General features: G+C 66.8%; 1 protein-coding gene and 1 pseudogene (1 of these 2 running past the window's edge). Both read left to right on the forward strand.

The annotated features are described in order from the left end of the window. Nucleotides 1-17,722, forward strand: partial view of a non-ribosomal peptide synthase/polyketide synthase gene (locus OZ403_RS18845; RefSeq protein ID WP_268784762.1) — the 3' portion only. The gene continues 13,925 nt to the left of window position 1, outside the view; the window shows 17,722 of its 31,647 coding nt (coding positions 13,926-31,647); its start codon lies off the left edge, out of view; its stop codon occupies nt 17,720-17,722. Next, a pseudogene (locus tag OZ403_RS18850) lies at nt 17,625-20,159 on the forward strand (non-ribosomal peptide synthetase); the annotation flags it as partial. The gene OZ403_RS18845 and the pseudogene OZ403_RS18850, both read left to right, overlap by 98 nt. Nucleotides 20,160-20,179: the final 20 nt, after the last annotated feature.

The raw sequence follows: 20,179 nt of genomic DNA on the forward strand, positions 1-20,179 counted from the left end.
GGCCCTGGCGGAGATCCTGCGCTGGGACGCGGGCGGGGTGGTCCGTCTGGATGCGGACGCGTCTTCTCTATTGGAACGGAGCGAGCGCAACCCGGAGCCCTCGGCGGCGCCGGAGAACCTTGCCTACGTCATCTTCACCTCTGGCTCCACGGGGCGGCCGAAGGGCGTGGCCATCGAGCACCGGCAGCTGGTTCATTACGTAGAAGGCGCCTCGCGCCGGCTGGAGCTGCCGGAAGGCGCTTCGTTTGCTTCCGTGTCCACGCTGGCGGCGGACCTGGGCCACACCGCTGTCTTCCCCACGCTTTGCCAAGGCGGCGCGCTGCATCTCGTGTCTCGTGAATGCGCGTCGGACCCGTCCGCCCTGGCCGCGCTCTTCGAGCGCGAGGCCGTGGACTGCCTGAAGATCGTCCCCGCTCACTTGCAGGCGCTCCTGGCCTCTGGGAATCCCGAGCGGGTGTTGCCGCGTCAGCGTCTGGTGCTGGGCGGTGATGTCTCGGATTGGGCGCTGATGGACCGGGTGCACGAACTGTCGCCGGACCTGGTGGTGTTCAACCACTACGGGCCCTCCGAGACGACTGTGGGTGTGCTCACGCTCCAGGTGGAGCGTGGGCCTCAGGGGCGTGTGTCGGCGTCGGTGCCGCTGGGGCGGCCCATTCCGAACGCGCGCGTCTACGTGCTGGATGCGTACCTGCGCCCGGTGCCCGTGGGCATTCCGGGAGAGCTGTGCATTGGTGGAAGGACCGTGGGCCGCGGCTACCTGGGCCGGGCGGACCTGACGGCCGAGCGCTTCGTGCCGGACGCGTACGCGGACGATCCGGGTGCGCGGATGTACCGGACGGGAGACCGGGCACGGCTGCTCGCGGATGGCCGGGTGGAGTTCCTGGGCCGCATGGATGACCAGCTCAAGGTTCGCGGCTACCGCGTGGAGCTGGGCGAGGTGGAAGCGGCGCTGGAGCGGCACCCCTCGGTGCGTGAGTCGGTCGTGGTGGCCCACGAGAGCGGGACGGATGGCAAGCGCCTGGTGGGCTACGCCGTGCCGAAGCCGGGCCACACCCTGGAGGTCGACACACTTCGTGACTTCCTGGGCCAGACGCTGCCTGACTACATGGTTCCGCAGGCCCTGGTGGTGCTGGAGGCGCTGCCGCTGACGCCCAACGGCAAGGTGGACCGCAAGGCGCTGCCTCCGCCTGACTTCCAGTCTGTGGATGCCGAGGCTGTTGTCGCGCCACGCACGGCCACGGAAGAACTGGTGGCGGGGCTGTTCTCCGAGGTGCTGGGGATCGACCGTGTGGGGATCCACAGTGGCTTCTTCGAGCTGGGAGGGCACTCGTTGCTGGCGACGCAGGCCATCTCCCGCCTCCGCGGCACCTTCGGTGTCGAGCTGCCCCTGAGAGACCTCTTCGAGGCACCCACGGTGGCCGCGCTCGCCGCGCGGGTGGACCGTTGGGTGCGCGCCGGAGCGGGCTTCGCTGCACCTCCGTTGAAGCCTCGGACGGGACTGACGAGCGCACTGCCGCTGTCGTTCGCGCAGCAGCGCTTGTGGTTCCTGGAGCAGCTCGCGCCGGGGAGTGCCTTCTACAACGTGCCGGCGGTGGTGAAGCTGTCGGGACCGCTCGACGTGGCCGCACTGGAACGCAGCTTCGACGCGCTGGTTCGTCGCCATGAGTCCTTGCGGACGACTTTCCGCGCCGACGGTGGGACGCCCGTGCAGGTCATCTCGCCTGTGGGACAGGTGGTGTTCACGGTCGAGGACCTGAGCGGGCTCCCTGAATCGGAGCAGGAGGCACAGCGCCGAGCGGACGTCGAGGTGCTTCGGCCGTTCGATCTGGCCAAGGGACCATTGCTACGGACCACGCTGCTTCGGCTCGGAGAGCGGGAGCACGTGTTGGTGCTGATGATGCACCACATCGTGTCGGACGGCTGGTCCATGGGTGTCCTCGTGCGAGAGGTCGCGGCGCTGTACGAGGCGTTCTCCCAGGGCCGTCCATCACCCTTGCCGGAACTGCCAGTGCAGTACCCGGACTACGCGGTGTGGCAGCGGGAGTGGCTGAAGGGCGAGGTGCTGGAGGCGCAGCTCGGGTACTGGAAGCAACGTCTGGAAGGGGTGCCCGCGGCACTGGAGCTGCCGACCGACAAGGCGAGGCCCGCCGTTCAGACGTATGGCGGAGCTTTGCGGCACGAGGTGTGGCCGAAGGCGCTCTGGCGCGACATGGAGGCGCTCGGCCGTCGTGAAGGTGCGACGCCGTTCATGGTGTTGCTGGCTGCGTACCAGGGGGTGCTGGCCAAGTACGCGGGGCAGGAGGACGTGTGCGTGGGGGCTCCCATCGCGGGGCGCACGCAAGGCGAGACGGAGGGGCTGATCGGCTTCTTCGCGAACATGCTGGTGCTGCGGACGAAGGTGTCCCCGGCATGGAGCTTCCGTGAGCTGCTCGCTCAGGTGCGGGAGGTGACGCTCGGTGCGTATGCGCACCAGGACGTGCCGTTCGAGAAGCTGGTGGAGGAGCTTCAGCCCGAGCGTGACCTGAGCCGGAGTCCGCTGTTCCAGGTGACGCTGACGCTGCAGAACACGCCCGCGACGGAGGTGGCGCTCGGGGACGGCCTCACGCTGTCTGGCGTGGAGTCGGAGGGGCGGACGTCGAAGTTCGACCTCTCCCTGGTGGTGGAGGAGGTGCCGAACGGCGTGGTGGTGGCGGCGAACTACAACACCGACCTGTTTGAAGCAGAGACGGTGCGCCGGCTGCTCCATCATCTGAGGACCCTGCTGGAGACGGCCATCGCAGGGCCGGAGAAGCGGCTGCTGGATTTGTCGCTGATGCGGAGTGAGGAGCATCAGCGGCTGGTGAAGGAGTGGAGTGGGACGGCTTCTACGTACCCACGCGACGCCAGCCTGAGTGCCCTCTTCGAGGAGCAGGTGCGGCGGACGCCGGACGCGGTGGCGGTGGAGTACGAGGACCATCGGCTGACGTACGCGGAGTTGAATCGCCGTGCCAACCAACTGGCGCACCACCTGAGAAGCATGGGTGTGGGGCCTGAGGTGCGGGTGGGGTTGTGTGTGGAGCGCTCACTGGAGCTGGTGGTGAGCGTGCTGGGCATCCTGAAGGCGGGGGGCGTGTACGTGCCGCTGGATGCCAGCTACCCGTTGGAGCGACTGGCATGGATGAAGCAGGAGGCCGGCGTCGCATTGCTGGTGGCGCAGGAGAAGCTGGCGGACGAGGTGGCCGCGGGCGGCGAGCTGGTGGTGTGCGTGGACACGGAGTGGGAGACGCAGATTGCCCATCATCCGGAAACCACGCCCAGCGCCAACGTGGGCGGTGGAAACCTGGCGTACGTGATGTTCACGTCGGGAAGCACGGGGAAGCCGAAGGGTGTGGCCGTGCCGCACCGCGCGGTGTCGCGCCTGGTGCTGGAGACGGACTTCGCTCAGTTCGGGCCTGAGGAGGTGTGGTTGCAACTGGCGCCCATCTCCTTCGACGCCTCGACGTTGGAGGTGTGGGGCGCGCTGCTGCACGGCGCGAAGTTGGTGGTGTACCCGGCGGGGACGCCGACGTTGGAGGAACTGGGCCGGAAGCTGGAGTCTTCTGGCGTGACGTCGTTGTGGCTGACGGCAGCGCTCTTCGAGCAGATGCAGGCGCGGCAGCCGAAGGCCTTGGCCAGCGTCCGCCAACTGCTCGCGGGTGGCGATGCCTTGCCGGTGTCTCGAGTGAAGGAGCGGCTGGCAGCGGGCGGTGTGCTCATCAACGGGTACGGCCCGACGGAGAATACGACGTTCTCCAGCACGTACCGGATGGAGAGGCCGGAGGAGGTGGGCGCCTCGGTGTCCATTGGCCGGCCGGTGAAGAACACGGTGGCCTATGTGCTGGACGGGGCAATGCGTCCGGTGCCTGTGGGCGTGCCGGGCGAGCTGTACGTGGGCGGAGACGGTTTGGCAGTGGGGTACGTGGGGCGTCCAGAGCTGACGGCGGAACGCTTCGTACCGAGTCCATTCGGCGAAGGAGAGCGGCTGTACCGCACGGGGGACGTGGTGCGGTGGCTGGCCAACGGGACGCTGGAGTTCCTGAGCCGAGCGGACACGCAGGTGAAGGTGCGTGGCTACCGGATTGAGTTGGGCGAAGTGGAGGCGGCGCTGGCCCAGCACGGTGGCGTCAACGAAGCAGTCGTGGTGGCGCGAGAGGCCGGGAGTGAAGGCAAGCGACTGGTGGCCTACGTGACGGCGCAGGAAGGTGCCTCGCTGGACACGGGTGCATTGAGAAGCCACGTGAAGCAGCGGCTGCCGGAGTACATGGTGCCGTCGGCGTATGTGGTGCTGGAGTCGTTGCCGCTGACGCCGAACGGCAAGGTGGACCGCAAGGCGCTGCCCGCTCCGGATGCCCAGGGTTCGAAGACGGCGCACTTCGAGGCGCCTCGCACGGCGACTGAGCAGAAGCTGGCGTCCATCTTCGCCGAGGTGCTGAACGTTGAGCGCGTCGGACTGGAGGGGGACTTCTTCGAACTGGGCGGACACTCGCTGCTGGCAACGCAGTTGGTGTCGCGAGTGAGGGAAGAACTCCAGGTAGAGCTCCCGCTGCGAGACATCTTCGAGTCCTCCACAGTTGGGAAGCTGGCCGAACGGATCGACACATCCCGCGGGACGGCAGAGGCCGCGGTTCGAGCACCACCCCTGACGCGCGCTTCTCGGAGCGATGCGCTACCGCTGTCATTCGCGCAGCAGCGACTGTGGTTCCTCGACCAGTTGGAGCCAGGCAGTCCGTTCTACAACGTCCCCTCAGTGGTGAAGCTGACTGGGCGTCTGCAAACGACCGCGTTGGAGGCCAGCTTCAGTGAACTCGTGCGGCGGCACGAGTCATTGCGCACGACGTTCCGAGTAGTTTGCGGTGAACCCGTGCAGGTCATCGCAACGGAGCCGCTTCAGCCTTTCCAGCAGCTCGACTTCAGCGAACTGGAAACGGAGCGCGAATCCACGGTGCGGCGCTGGATTGAAGAGGAGATTCAGCGCCCGTTCAACCTGGAGACAGGGCCGCTGCTGAGGGCAACGCTGCTGAAGGAGGGGGAGGCATCGCACGTGTTGGTGCTGGTGATGCACCACATCGTGTCGGACGGCTGGTCGATGGGCGTGCTGGTGAGGGAGTTGGTGGCCCTGTACGAGGCGTACTCGCAGGGGCGCGAGTCACCGCTTGCGGAGCTGGAGATGCAGTACGCGGACTACGCGGTATGGCAGCGTGAATGGCTGAAGGGCGAGGTGCTGAAAGAGCAGCTCGGGTACTGGAGGAAGCAGCTAGCGGGTGCGCCAGCGGCGCTGGAGTTGCCGACGGACAAGGCGAGGCCGGCGGTCCAGACGTACCGAGGAGAGACGCGAGGGTTGGAGTGGCCGAAGGGTTTGTGGGAGGGCGTGAAGGGGCTGGCGCAGCGGGAGAACGTGACGCCCTTCATGGTGCTGCTGGCGGCCTTCCAGGTGGTGCTGTCGAGGTACGCGAGGCAGGAGGACGTGTGCGTCGGGACGGCGATAGCGAACCGGACGAGGGCTGAGACGGAGGGGCTGATTGGCTTCTTCGTGAACACGCTGGTGCTGCGGACGAAGGTGTCTGCGGCATCGAGCTTCCGGGAGCTGCTGGCGCAGGTGCGCGAAGTGACGTTGGGTGCGTACGCGCACCAGGAAGTGCCCTTCGAGCGGTTGGTGGAGGAGCTGCAGCCCGAGCGGGACTTGAGCCGCAGCCCGCTGTTCCAGGTGATGTTGGTGCTGCAGAACGCGCCGGGAGGGGCGGTGAGCCTGCCGGGGCTGAAGCTGGAGGCGGCGGAGTCGTCCGGGAAGACGTCGAAGTTCGACGTGACGCTGGGCTTGGGAGAGTCGAGCGCGGGAGGGCTGTCGGGCGCGCTCGAGTTCAACAGCGACCTGTTCGAAGCCGAGACGATGGAGCGGCTGTTGGGGCACTTGCGGGTGTTCCTGGAGACTGCTGTGAGCGCTCCAGAGCTGTCGCTGGCTGAGCTGCCGCTGATGGGCCGTGAAGAGCAGCAGCGACTGGTGAAGGAGTGGAGCGGGACGGCGTCGACGTACCCACGCGATGCGAGCCTGAGTACGCTCTTCGAGCAGCAATCACAGCGGACGCCGGACGCGGTGGCGGTGGAGTACGAGGACCGGCGGCTGACGTACGCGGAGCTGAACCGACGCTCCAACCAGTTAGCACACCACCTGAGAAGCATGGGTGTGGGGCCCGAGGAGCGGGTGGGCTTGTGCGTGGAGCGCTCGCTGGAGCTGATGGTGAGCGTGCTGGGCATCCTGAAGGCGGGAGGCGTGTACGTCCCGCTGGATGCCAGCTACCCGCTGGAGCGGCTGACGTGGATGAAGCAGGAGGCGGGCGTCACGCTGCTGGTGGGGCAGCAGAAGTTGCTTGAGTCCATGATGCTCTCCGATACCGAGTCCATGGTGTGCGTGGACACGGCGTGGGAGACGCAGATTGCTCATCAGCCAGAAAGCAATCTGAGTTCCAGTGTGGCCGGTGGGCATCTGGCGTACGTGATGTTCACGTCGGGAAGCACAGGGAAGCCGAAGGGCGTGGGCGTGCCGCACCGAGCGGTGTCACGCTTGGTGCTGGGAACGGACTTCGCGAACTTCGGGCCGGAGGAAGTGTGGTTGCAACTGGCACCGATTTCCTTCGACGCATCGACGCTGGAGTTGTGGGGCGCACTGCTGCACGGCGCGAAGTTGGTGGTGTACCCGGCGGGGACGCCGACGTTGGAGGAGCTGGGCCGGAAGCTGGAGTCTTCTGGTGTGACGTCGTTGTGGCTGACGGCAGCGCTCTTCGAGCAGATGCAGGCGCGGCAGCCGAAGGCCTTGGCCAGTGTCCGCCAGCTGCTCGCGGGTGGCGATGCCTTGCCGGTGTCTCGAGTGAAGGAGCGACTGGCGGCAGGTGGCCTGCTCATCAACGGGTACGGCCCGACGGAGAATACGACGTTCTCCAGCACGTACCGGATGGAGAGGCCGGAGGAGGTGGGCGCTTCGGTGTCCATCGGCCGGCCGGTGAAGAACACCGTGGCTTACGTGCTGGACGGTGCAATGCGTCCGGTGCCGGTGGGGGTGCCGGGTGAGCTGTACGTAGGTGGAGACGGCTTGGCGGTGGGGTACGTGGGGCGCCCGGAGCTGACGGCGGAGCGTTTCGTACCGAATCCGTACGGCGAAGGAGAGCGGCTGTACCGCACTGGGGACGTGGTGCGGTGGCTGGGGAACGGGACGCTGGAGTTCCTGGGCCGAGCGGACACGCAGGTGAAGGTGCGTGGCTACCGGATTGAGCTGGGCGAAGTGGAAGCGGCGCTGGCCCAGCACGGTGGCGTCAACGAGGCAGTCGTGGTGGCGCGGGAGGATGGAGGCGAAGGCAAGCGACTGGTGGCGTATGTGACAGCGCGCACGGGCACGGGCCTGGAGACCAGCGCGCTGAGAAGCCACATGAAGCAGCGGCTACCGGAGTACATGGTGCCGTCAGCGTACGTGGTGCTGGAGTCTCTGCCTCTGACGCCCAACGGGAAGGTGGACCGCAAGGCGCTGCCTGCTCCGGTGACGATGCTGGGCACGCCAGGTTCAGATTATGTGGCGCCGCGCACTCCCACAGAGGAACTGCTCGCTGGGACCTTCTCGCAGGTGCTGGGCGTGGAGCGGGTGGGTTCGAAGGACAATTTCTTCGAGCTGGGCGGCCACTCGTTGTTGGCGACGCAGATGGTGTCGCGGATTCGGAGCACCTTCCGAATCGAGCTCCCGCTCCGTGACTTGTTCGAGGCTCCCACGCTGTCGGCCCTGTCCGAGCGGGTGGACCATGCCATTCGCTCGGGAGCGTCGATCACCGCTCCGCCCCTGAAGCCACGAGCGGATGGGAGCCGGGTGTTGCCTCCGTCGTTCGCGCAGCAGCGGCTATGGCTCCTGGACCAGATGGAGCGAGGGAGCGCCTCCTACAATGTGCCGGCCGTCCTTCGGGTAGAGGGGCCGCTCCAGGCTGAGGTGCTCGAGCGGAGCTTCGTGGAACTCGTGCGGCGCCACGAGTCGCTGCGGACGACGTTCAGCACTCGGGATGGAAAACCCGTTCAACTCATCGCAGCCGAACCGGTGCTGGCCTTCCGGGGCATGGGGCTGGAGTCATCGGCGGAGGCCGCGCGCACGGCGGAAGTCACTCGCTTGGTCGAACAGGAGGCACACCAGCCGTTCGATCTCGAACGTGGCCCGTTGCTACGCGTGACACTCCTGAAGCTGTCCGAGCATGACCACGTGCTGATCCTGGTGACGCACCACATCGTGTCTGATGGGTGGTCCATGGGCGTCCTCGTGCGGGATGTAACCGCACTCTACGAGGCGTTCTTGCAGGGGCGTCCCTCACTGCTACCGGAACTGCCAGTGCAGTACCCGGACTACGCAGTGTGGCAGCGGGAGTGGCTAAAGGGCGAGGTGCTGGAGTCGCAACTCGCATACTGGAAGCGGCAGCTGGAGGGGGCACCCCAATCGCTGGACCTGCCGACGGATAAACCGCGGCCCGCGGCGCAGAGCTTCCGAGGAGGCCATCTCGACCAGTCCTGGCCCCTGGCTTTGTGGGAGCGGGTGAAGGCCCTGGCACGGCGTGAAGGAGCAACGCCGTTCATGGTGCTGCTGGCGGCCTTCCAGGTGGTGCTGGCCCGCTACGCGAGACAGGACGACGTGTGCGTGGGGTCGCCCATCGCAGGGCGTACGCAAGGCGAGACGGAAGGGCTGATCGGCTTCTTCACGAACATGCTGGTGCTGCGGACGAAGGTGTCTCCGGCATCGAGCTTCCGTGAGCTGCTCGCTCAGGTGCGAGAGGTGACGCTCGGCGCGTATGCGCACCAGGACGTGCCGTTCGAGAAGCTGGTGGAGGAGCTTCAGCCCGAGCGTGACCTGAGTCGCAGTCCGCTGTTCCAGGTGACGCTGACGCTGCAGAACACGCCCGTGACGGAGGTGAAGCTTGGAGATGGCTTGAGGCTCTCCGGCGTGGAGTCGGAGGGGCGGACGTCGAAGTTCGACCTGTCTCTGGTGATGGCGGAGGTGAAGGACGGCGTCATGGCGATGGTCAACTACAACAGCGACCTGTTCGAGGCCGGGACGATGGACCGGATGCTCGGACATTTGAAGGTGCTGCTGGAGGCCGCCGTTACGGATCCGGAGAAGCGGCTGGCCGAACTGCCGCTGATGGGCAGTGAAGAGCAGCAGCGGTTGGTGAAGGAGTGGCGCGGGACGGCTTCCGCGTACCCACGCGATGCCAGTCTGAGTGTCCTCTTCGAGCAGCAGGCACAGCGGACGCCGGACGCAATGGCGGTGGAGTACGAGGAGCAACGGCTGACGTACGCGGAGTTGAATCGCCGTGGCAACCAGCTGGCGCACCACCTGAGAAGCATGGGTGTGGGGCCTGAGGTGCGGGTGGGCTTGTGCGTAGAGCGCTCGCTGGAATTGGTGGTGAGCGTGCTGGGCATCCTGAAGGCGGGGGGCGTGTACGTGCCGCTGGATGCCAGCTACCCGCTGGAGCGTCTGGCATGGATGAAGGCGGAAGCCGGCGTCGCATTGCTGGTGGCGCAGGAGAAGCTGGCGGACGAGGTGGCCTCGGGCGGCGAGCTGGTGGTGTGCGTGGACACGGAGTGGGAGACGCAGATTGCCCACCATCCCGTGAGCAATTCGAGCGCCAACGTGGGCGGTGGAAACCTGGCGTACGTGATGTTCACGTCGGGAAGCACGGGGAAGCCGAAGGGTGTGGCCGTGCCGCACCGCGCGGTGTCACGCCTGGTGCTGGGAACGGACTTCGCGCACTTCGGGCCTGAGGAGGTGTGGCTGCAACTGGCACCGATTTCCTTCGATGCATCGACGTTGGAGTTGTGGGGCGCATTGCTGCACGGCGCGAAACTGGTGGTGTACGCGGCGGGGACGCCGTCGCTGGAGGAGCTAGGCCGCAAGCTGGAGTCGTCGGGCGTGACGTCGCTGTGGCTGACAGCGGCGCTCTTCGAGCAGATGCAGGCGCGGCAGCCGAAGGCCCTGGCCAGCGTCCGCCAGTTGCTGGCGGGTGGTGACGCGCTGCCGGTATCCCGTGTGAAGGAGCGGCTGACGGCGGGCGGTGTGCTCATCAACGGATACGGCCCGACGGAGAATACGACGTTCTCCAGCACGTACCGGATGGATGCGATCGAGGAAGTAGGAGCGTCAGTGTCCATCGGCCGGCCGGTGAAGAACACCGTGGCTTACGTGCTGGACGGTGCAATGCGTCCAGTGCCGGTGGGCGTGCCGGGCGAGCTGTACGTGGGCGGAGACGGCTTGGCGGTGGGGTACGTGGGGCGCCCGGAGCTGACGGCGGAGCGCTTCGTGCCAAATCCGTACGGCGAAGGGGAGCGGCTGTACCGCACTGGCGACGTGGTGCGGTGGCTGAGCAACGGGACGTTGGAGTTCCTGGGCCGCGCGGACACGCAGGTGAAGGTGCGTGGCTATCGGATTGAGTTGGGCGAAGTGGAAGCGGCGCTGGCCCAGCACGGTGGCGTCAACGAAGCCGTGGTGGTGGCACGCGAGGATGGGAACGAAGGCAAGCGGTTGGTGGCTTACGTAACGGCGCAGGAAGGGGCCTCACTGGACGTGGGGGCACTGCGAAGCCACGTGAAGCAACGGCTGCCGGAGTACATGGTGCCGTCGGCGTACGTGGTGCTGGAGTCGCTGCCGCTGACGCCCAACGGCAAGGTGGACCGCAAGGCACTGCCCGCCCCGGATGCTCAGGGTCCGAAGACGGCACACTTTGAAGCGCCCCGCACGGCGACTGAGGAGAAGCTGGCGTCCATTTTCACAGAGGTGCTGAACGTCGGGCGCGTCAGCGTCGACGAAGACTTCTTCGAGCTGGGTGGCCACTCGCTGCTGGCAACGCAGTTGGTGTCTCGCGTGCGCGAGTCCTTCCAGGTGGAACTCCCCCTGAGGGACGTCTTCGAATCTCCGACGGTGGAGAAATTGGCCCTCCGGCTGGGCCACGCACAGGTGGGGGGCTTGGTGCCCCAGGCGCCACCGCTGAAGCGGGCACAGCGCCAGGGGGCATTGCCGCTATCGTTCGCTCAGCAGCGACTGTGGTTCCTCGACCAACTGGAGCCTGGCAGCGCTTTCTATAACGTACCGGTCTCAGTGAGGCTCACTGGCGTCCTCGACGTTGGAGCGTTGCGCCGTAGCTTTGATGAGCTGGTTCGCCGACACGAATCGTTGCGCACCACGTTCCATGCTCAGGACGGAATGCCCGTCCAGATTGTCTCCGACACTGCAACGACGCGGTTGGAAGTCTTGGTGCGCGGAACTCCGGACGACGGTGAAGGAGGGCTGGAGACAAAACGCCTCGTGGAGCAAGAGGCGCTTCGCCCGTTCAACCTGGAGACAGGGCCGCTGCTGAGGGCGACGCTGCTGAAGGAGGAGGAGGAAGCGCACGTGTTGGTGCTGGTGATGCACCACATCGTGTCGGACGGCTGGTCGATGGGCGTGCTGGTGAGGGAGTTGGTGGCCCTGTACGAGGCGTACTCGCAGGGGAACGAGTCACCGCTTGCGGAGCTGGAGGTGCAGTACGCGGACTACGCGGTATGGCAGCGTGAATGGCTGAAGGGCGAGGTGCTGGAAGAGCAGCTCGGGTACTGGAGGAAGCAGCTTGCGGGTGCGCCAGCGGCGCTGGAGTTGCCGACGGACAAGGGGAGGCCGGCGGTCCAGACGTACCGAGGAGAGACGCGAGGGTTGGAGTGGCCGAAGGGTTTGTGGGAGGGCGTGAAGGGGCTGGCGCAGCGGGAGAACGTGACGCCCTTCATGGTGCTGCTGGCGGCCTTCCAGGTGGTGCTGTCGAGGTACGCGAGGCAGGAGGACGTGTGCGTCGGGACGGCGATAGCGAACCGGACGAGGGCTGAGACGGAGGGGCTGATTGGCTTCTTCGTGAACACGCTGGTGCTGCGGACGAAGGTGTCTGCGGCATCGAGCTTCCGGGAGCTGCTGGCGCAGGTGCGCGAAGTGACGTTGGGTGCGTACGCGCACCAGGAAGTGCCCTTCGAGCGGTTGGTGGAGGAGCTGCAGCCCGAGCGGGACTTGAGCCGCAGCCCGCTGTTCCAGGTGATGTTGGTGCTGCAGAACGCGCCGGGAGGGGCGGTGAGCCTGCCGGGGCTGAAGCTGGAGGCGGCGGAGTCGTCCGGGAAGACGTCGAAGTTCGATTTGACGCTCGGGTTGAGTGAGACGGATGAGGGCCTTTCTGGAGGCCTCGAGTTCAACAGCGACCTGTTTGAAGCCGAGACGATGGAGCGGCTGCTCGGACACTTGCGGGTGTTGTTGGATGCAGCCGTCGCTCAGCCTGAGACGCGGCTGGCCGAGCTGCCGCTGATGGGCCGTGAGGAACAGCAGCGACTGGTGAAGGCGTGGAGCGGGGCGACTGCGCATTACCCACGAGAAGCGTCGTTGGCGCAGTTGTTCGATGCACAGGCGCAGCGGACGCCGGACGCGGTGGCGGTCGAGTATGAGGACCGACGGCTGACGTACGCGGAGCTGAACCGACGCGCCAACCAGCTGGCGCATCACCTGAGAAGCATGGGTGTGGGGCCTGAGGAGCGGGTGGGCTTGTGCGTGGAGCGCTCGCTGGAGTTGGTGGTGAGCGTGCTGGGCATCCTGAAGGCGGGGGGCGTTTACGTCCCGCTGGATGCCAGCTACCCGCTGGAGCGGCTGACGTGGATGAAGCAGGAAGCAGGCGTCACGCTGCTGGTGGGGCAGCAGATGCTGCTTGAGTCCATGGGGCTCAATGACACCGAGTCCAGGGTGTACGTGGACACGGAGTGGGAGACGCAGATTGCCCTCCAGCCGGAAACCACGCCCAGTGCCAACGTGGGCGGTGGAAACCTGGCGTACGTGATGTTCACGTCAGGAAGCACAGGGAAGCCGAAGGGCGTGGGCGTGCCGCACCGAGCGGTGTCACGCCTGGTACTGGAGACGGACTTCGCTCAGTTCGGGCCTGAGGAGGTGTGGCTGCAACTGGCGCCCATTTCCTTCGACGCATCGACGCTGGAGCTGTGGGGCGCATTGCTGCACGGCGCGAAGCTGGTGGTGTACCCGGCGGGGACGCCGTCGCTGGAGGAGTTGGGCTGCAAGCTGGAGTCTTCTGGCGTGACGTCGCTGTGGCTGACAGCGGCGCTCTTCGAGCAGATGCAGGCGCGGCAGCCGAAGGCCTTGTCGAGCGTCCGCCAGTTGCTGGCGGGTGGCGACGCCTTGCCGGTGTCCCGTGTGAAGGAGCGGCTGACGGCGGGCGGTGTGCTCATCAACGGATACGGCCCGACGGAGAACACGACGTTCTCCAGCACGTACCGGATGGAAGCGCTCGAGGAAGTAGGAGCGTCGGTGTCCATCGGCCGGCCGGTGAAGAACACGGTGGCCTATGTGCTGGACGCGGGGATGCGTCCGGTGCCGGTGGGGGTGCCGGGCGAGCTGTACGTGGGCGGAGACGGCTTGGCAGTGGGGTACGTGGGGCGCCCGGAGTTGACGGCGGAGCGCTTCGTACCGAATCCATTCGGCGAAGGAGAGCGGCTGTACCGCACGGGGGACGTGGTGCGGTGGCTGAGCAACGGGACGTTGGAGTTCCTGGGCCGAGCGGACACGCAGGTGAAGGTGCGCGGTTACCGCATCGAGTTGGGTGAAGTGGAAGCGGCGCTGGCCCAGCACGGTGGCGTCAACGAAGCCGTGGTGGTGGCGCTGGAGGATGGAGGCGAAGGCAAGCGACTGGTGGCGTATGTGACAGCGCGCACGGACACGGGCCTGGAGGCCAGCGCGCTGAGAAGCCACATGAAGCAGTGGCTACCGGAGTACATGGTGCCGTCGGCGTACGTGGTGCTGGAGTCGCTGCCGCTGACGCCGAACGGGAAGGTGGACCGCAAGGCGCTGCCTGCACCGGATGCACACAGCCATAAGGCAGCGCACTTCGAGGCGCCACGGACTCCGACAGAGGAGAAGCTGGCGTCCCTCTTCAGCGAGGTGCTGAACGTCGGGCGCGTCAGCGTCAACGACGACTTCTTCGAGCTGGGCGGCCACTCCTTGCTGGCAACGCAGTTGGTGTCTCGCGTGCGCGAGGCCTTCCGAGTCGAACTGCCACTCCGGACAGTTTTCGAGTCCCGGTCTGTTGAGACACTGGGGAGGCGGCTGGACGGTGCCTCGGGAGCCGCTGTTGCGCTGAGAGGACCTCCGCTGGTTCGCGCTTCACGAGGCGGCGCGCTTCCTCTGTCGTTCGCGCAGCAACGGTTGTGGTTCCTCCACCAGCTTGATCCCGACAGCACCTTCTACAACGTGCCCGTGGCGGTGAAGCTCTTGGGGGTCCTTGATGTTGCAGCGCTGGAACGGAGCTTCCATTCGCTGATTCTCCGTCATGAGGCGCTGCGCACGACCTTCCGTTCCGAGGCAGGCGTTCCCACCCAGGTCATCTCTCCCTCGGGAAGGGGCGCGCTGGAGTTCGTGGACCTGAGTGCACTCCAGGGCACGGAGAAGACCCAGGAGGTCCAGCGTCGAACGGAACTCGAAACACTTCGTCCGTTCAGCATGGAGACGGGCCCGCTGCTGAGGGCAACGCTGCTGAAGGCGGAGGAGGAAGCGCACGTGTTGGTGCTGGTGATGCACCACATCGTGTCGGACGGCTGGTCGATGGGCGTGCTGGTGAGGGAGTTGGTGGCTCTGTACGAGGCGTACTCGCAGGGGCGCGAGTCACCGCTTGCGGAGCTGGAGGTGCAGTACGCGGACTACGCGGTGTGGCAGCGTGAATGGTTGAAGGGCGAGGTGCTGGAAGAGCAACTCGGGTACTGGAGGAAGCAGCTAGCGGGTGCGCCAGCGGCGCTGGAGTTGCCGACGGACAAGGGGAGGCCGGCGGTCCAGACGTACCGAGGAGAGACGCGAGGGTTGGAGTGGCCGAAGGGGCTGTGGGAGGGCGTGAAGGGGCTGGCGCAGCGGGAGAGCGCGACGCCCTTCATGGTGCTGCTGGCGGCCTTCCAGGTGGTGCTGTCGCGCTATGCGCGCCAGGACGACGTCTCTGTGGGCTCCCCCATCGCCAATCGCACGCGATCCGAGACAGAGGGGCTGATTGGCTTCTTCGTGAACACGCTTGTGCTGCGGACACGGCTGGATGGCAATCCCAGCTTCCGTGAGCTGCTGACACAGGTGCGCGAAGTGACGCTGGGTGCATACGCGCACCAGGAAGTGCCTTTCGAGAGACTGGTGGAGGAGCTGCAGCCCGAGCGGGACCTGAGCCGCGGTCCGCTGTTCCAGGTGATGTTCGTGCTGCAAAACACTCCAGGAGGCGCGGTAAGTCTGCCCGGGTTGAAGTTGGAGGCAGCGGAGTCGGCAGGGAAGACGTCGAAGTTCGATTTGACCCTCGGCTTGGGAGAGTCGAGCGCAGGCGGACTCACGGGCGCGTTGGAGTTCAACAGCGACCTGTTCGAAGCAGAGACGATGGAGCGGCTGCTCGGACACTTGAGGGTGCTGTTGGAGGCCGCCGTCGCTGAGCCGGCGAAGCGGCTGGCCGAGCTGCCGCTGATGGGCAGTGAGGAGCAGCATCGACTGGTGAAGAAATGGAGCGGGACGGCTTCGACCTATCCGCGCGATGCGAGCCTGAGTGCCCTTTTCGAAGAGCAGGCGCAGCGGACGCCGGACGCGGTGGCGGTGGAGTACGAGGACCAGCGACTGACGTACGCGGAGTTGAATCGCCGTGCCAACCAGCTGGCGCACCACCTGAGGGGAATGGGCGTTGGGCCTGAGGTGCGGGTGGGGTTGTGCGTGGAGCGCTCACTGGAGCTGGTGGTGAGCGTGCTGGGCATCCTGAAGGCGGGGGGCGTGTACGTGCCGCTGGATGCCAGCTACCCGCTGGCGCGACTGGCATGGATGAAGCAGGAGGCCGGCGTCGCATTGCTGGTGGCGCAGGAGAAGCTCGCGGACGAAGTCGCCGCGGGCGGCGAGCTGGTGGTGTGCGTGGACACGGAGTGGGAGACGCAGATTGCCCTCCAGCCGGAAACCACGCCCAGCGCCAACGTGGGCGGTGGAAACCTGGCGTACGTGATGTTCACGTCGGGAAGCACGGGGAAGCCGAAGGGTGTGGCTGTGCCGCACCGAGCGGTGTCACGCCTGGTGCTGGGAACGGACTTCGCACACTTCGGGCCTGAGGAAGTGTGGTTGCAACTGGCACCGATTTCCTTCGACGCGTCGACGTTGGAGGTGTGGGGCGCGCTGCTGCACGGCTCGCGCTTGGTGGTGTATCCGGCAGGGACGCCGACGTTGGAGGAGCTGGGCCGGAAGCTTGAGTCTTCTGGCGTGACGTCGTTGTGGCTGACAGCGGCGCTCTTCGAGCAGATGCAGGCGCGGCAGCCGAAGGCCTTGGCCAGCGTCCGCCAGTTGCTGGCGGGTGGTGACGCGCTGCCGGTGTCCCGTGTGAAGGAGCGGCTGGCAGCGGGCGGTGTGCTCATCAACGGGTACGGCCCGACGGAGAATACGACGTTCTCCAGCACGTACCGGATGGAGAGGCCGGAGGAGGTAGGCGCTTCGGTGTCCATTGGCCGGCCGGTGAAGAACACGGCGGCCTATGTGTTGGACGGGGCAATGCGTCCGGTGCCGGTGGGGGTGCCGGGCGAGCTGTACGTAGGCGGAGACGGCTTGGCGGTGGGGTACGTGGGGCGCCCGGAGCTGACGGCGGAACGCTTCGTGCCGAGTCCATTCGGCGAGGGAGAGCGGCTGTACCGCACGGGGGACATGGTGCGGTGGCTGGCCAACGGGACGTTGGAGTTCCTGGGCCGCGCGGACACGCAGGTGAAGGTGCGTGGCTACCGCATCGAGCTGGGCGAAGTGGAAGCGGCGCTGGCGCAGCACGGTGGCGTCAACGAAACCGTGGTGGTGGCGCGGGAGGATGGGAACGAAGGCAAGCGGTTGGTGGCCTACGTGACGGCACGGGAAGGTGCCTCGCTGGACGCGGGTGCACTGAGAAGCCACGTGAAGCAACGGCTGCCGGAGTACATGGTGCCGTCAGCGTACGTGGTGCTGGAGTCGTTGCCGCTGACGCCGAACGGCAAGGTGGACCGCAAGGCACTGCCCGCCCCGGACACGGAGGGCACGGCGAGCGAGAAGTATGTGGCGCCTCGAACGGTGACCGAGAAGACGCTGGCCGCAATCTTCGTCGACGTCCTGAAGGTCGAGCGGGTCGGGCTCGACGGAGACTTCTTCGAGCTGGGCGGACACTCGTTGCTGGCAACGCAGTTGGTGTCGCGCGTGCGGGAGGAACTCCAAGTGGAGCTCCCCCTTCGAGACATCTTCGAGTGCCCCACGGTGGAGAAGCTGGCCCAGCGGCTGGATCGCACGTCGAAAACGGATGGCGGCGTGCAGCCACCGCCGTTGGTACGGGTTCCTCGCGACAGGGCACTTCCCCTGTCGTTCGCCCAGCAGCGCCTGTGGTTCCTCGCGCAGCTGGAACCGGGGAGCACCGTCTACAACGTCCCTGCATCAGTGCGGCTGTCCGGCGCCTTGAACGTTCCCGCGCTGGAGCAGAGTTTCGACGCACTGGTCCGCCGTCACGAATCGCTGCGCCACGTTCCGGACCGAGGGTGGGGCGCCGGTACAGGTCATCGACCCGCAGGGCAGCGTTCGGCTCGACATCGTGGATCTGCGCTCGTTGCCAGTGACGCGGCGGGAAGAGGAGGCTCAGCGGATCGCGCAAGAGGCGTCACAGCACCCGTTCGACCTTGAAAGCGGTCCGTTGTTGCGGCTCGCCTTGCTCGCGCTGTCGGAGCAGGACCATGTGTTGGTGCTGGTGATGCACCACATCGTCTCGGACGGTTGGTCCATGGGGCTCCTGGTTCGCGAGCTGACCGAGCTCTATGCGTCCTTCTCCCAGGGACAGCCGTCGCACCTGCCGGAGCTGCCGCTTCAGTACGCGGACTACGCGGTCTGGCAGCGCGAGTGGCTCCAGGGAGGAGTCCTGGATGCGCAGCTCGGCTACTGGAAGCAACGCCTGGACGGCGCGCCCCGGTTGCTGGAGCTGCCCACGGACAGGCCGCGTCCGGCAGTCCAGTCTCTGGAAGGGGCGTACGTGCCCTTCTCGTTGGGCCGTGAGCTGTCCGAGGCGGTACATGCACTCGCCCGCCGTGAAGGTGTCACACCGTTCATGGTGCTGCTGGCGGCGTTCCAGGCCGTGCTGGCGCGTTACTCAGGGCAGGACGACGTGAGTGTCGGTTCGCCCATCGCCGGACGCACTCGCGGGGAGACGGAGGGGCTGATCGGCTTCTTCGTGAACACGCTGGTGCTCAGGACCCGGCTGGACGGCAGCCCGTCCTTCCGCGAGCTGCTGGCTCGGGTCCGGGAGGTCACGCTTGGCGCCTACGCGCACCAGGACGTGCCTTTCGAGAAGCTCGTCGAGGCGCTGCGTCCGGAGCGCAGCCTCAGCCATTCGCCGCTGTTCCAGGTCATGCTCACCTTCGACAGCACGCCAGATGCTGGGGGAGACACGCAGGCCGGCATGGGGATGAAGCACGTCGCCGTGGAGCACCGGGTGTCGCGGTTCGACCTCTCGCTCGGCTTCGTGGAAGGCAAGGACGGCTTCTCCGGTGGACTGGAGTACAGCACCGTCCTGTTCGAGCCCGAGACGGCGGAGCGACTGCTGTCCCACCTGAAGAGGCTGCTTGAAGGTGCCATGGCGGAGCCGGACCGGTCCGTGTTCGCACTGCCCTTTCTGGACTCGGTCGAACAGCGGCGGTTGCTGGTGGAGTGGAATGACACCGGCTCCGGCGGCGTCGCGGAGACGAGCATCCACGCCCTGGTCGAACAGCAGGCGGCGGCCACGCCCGACGCCGTGGCGGTGGTGGCTGGTGACGAAGTGCTCACGTACCGCGAGCTCATGCAGCGGTCGGACCAGCTGGCGCGGAAGCTCAGCACTCTGGGCGTCGGGCCGGAGGTCCGCGTAGGCCTCTGCGCGGAGCGCAATGCGGACCTGCTGATCGCGGTGCTCGGCATCCTCAAGGCGGGTGGCGCATACGTCCCGTTGGATCCGGCATACCCGAGCCAGCGGCTGGCCTTCATGATCGAGGACTCCCAGCCTCGCGTCCTGGTGGGCCAGCGCGCGCTGCTGGACGCGCTGCCTCACGGGGACGTGGCCCGGTTGGCGCTCGACGATGCGAATGGGCTCGTGGCGGTAGCCGAGGCGGCGCCTGTGTCCAGGACCGCTCCGGACCATCTGGCCTACGTGCTGTTCACGTCGGGCAGCACGGGCCGGCCGAAGGGCGTGGCCCTGGCGCATCGCAGCGCCGTGGCCTTCCTGCGCTGGACGACGCGGGCCTTCTCGTCGGACGAGCTGGTGGGGGTCCTCGCCTCCACGTCGCTCAACTTCGACCTGTCCGTGTTCGAGATGTTCGCGCCGCTCATCCGTGGCGGGGCCGTGGTCATCGCTCGCAATGCCTTGGAGTTGCCGTCGCTCTCGGGGGCCCGGCGGGTGACGCTCGTCAACACGGTGCCCTCCGCGATGGCGGAGTTGGTACGTGCCCATGCCGTGCCGGACTCGGTGCGCACGGTGAACCTGGCGGGAGAACCGCTGGCCCAATCCCTGGTGGAAGCCATCCACCAGTCCGCACCCGGTGTGCGGCGCGTGCTCAACCTCTACGGCCCCACCGAGGACACGACGTACTCGACCTGGACCGTGGCCCCTCGCGGCGCCACGCGGGAGCCCACCGTGGGGCGGCCGATTGAGGGGACTCGCGCGTACGTGCTGGATGCGCTCGGTCAACCCGTGCCTCAGGGCGTGGCGGGCGAGCTGTACCTGGGCGGGGCTGGGCTTGCGCGAGGGTATGTCGACCGGCCCGAGTTGACCGCCGAGCGCTTCGTTCCCGACGCGTTCAGTCCGCAGCCTGGAGCGCGGCTGTACCGCACCGGAGATCGCGTGCGGTGGTTGCCCGATGGCGTGCTGCAGTACCTGGGCCGAATCGACCAGCAGGTGAAGGTGCGTGGCTTCCGAATCGAGCTGGGCGAAATCGAGGCGGTGTTGCGAAGGCATCCAGACGTGCGCGAGGCCGTGGTGCTCGTGCGCGGCGACGGGAGCGAAGGGCGCCGCCTGGTGACGTACATCGTGCCCCAGCCGGACACGGTGCCCGATGCCACGGCGCTCCGGCGCTTCGTGAAGGAAGGGCTGCCGGACTTCATGGTGCCCTCGGTGGT

The organism is Myxococcus sp. NMCA1 (assembly GCF_026810205.1).
Lineage (GTDB): Bacteria > Myxococcota > Myxococcia > Myxococcales > Myxococcaceae > Myxococcus > Myxococcus xanthus_A.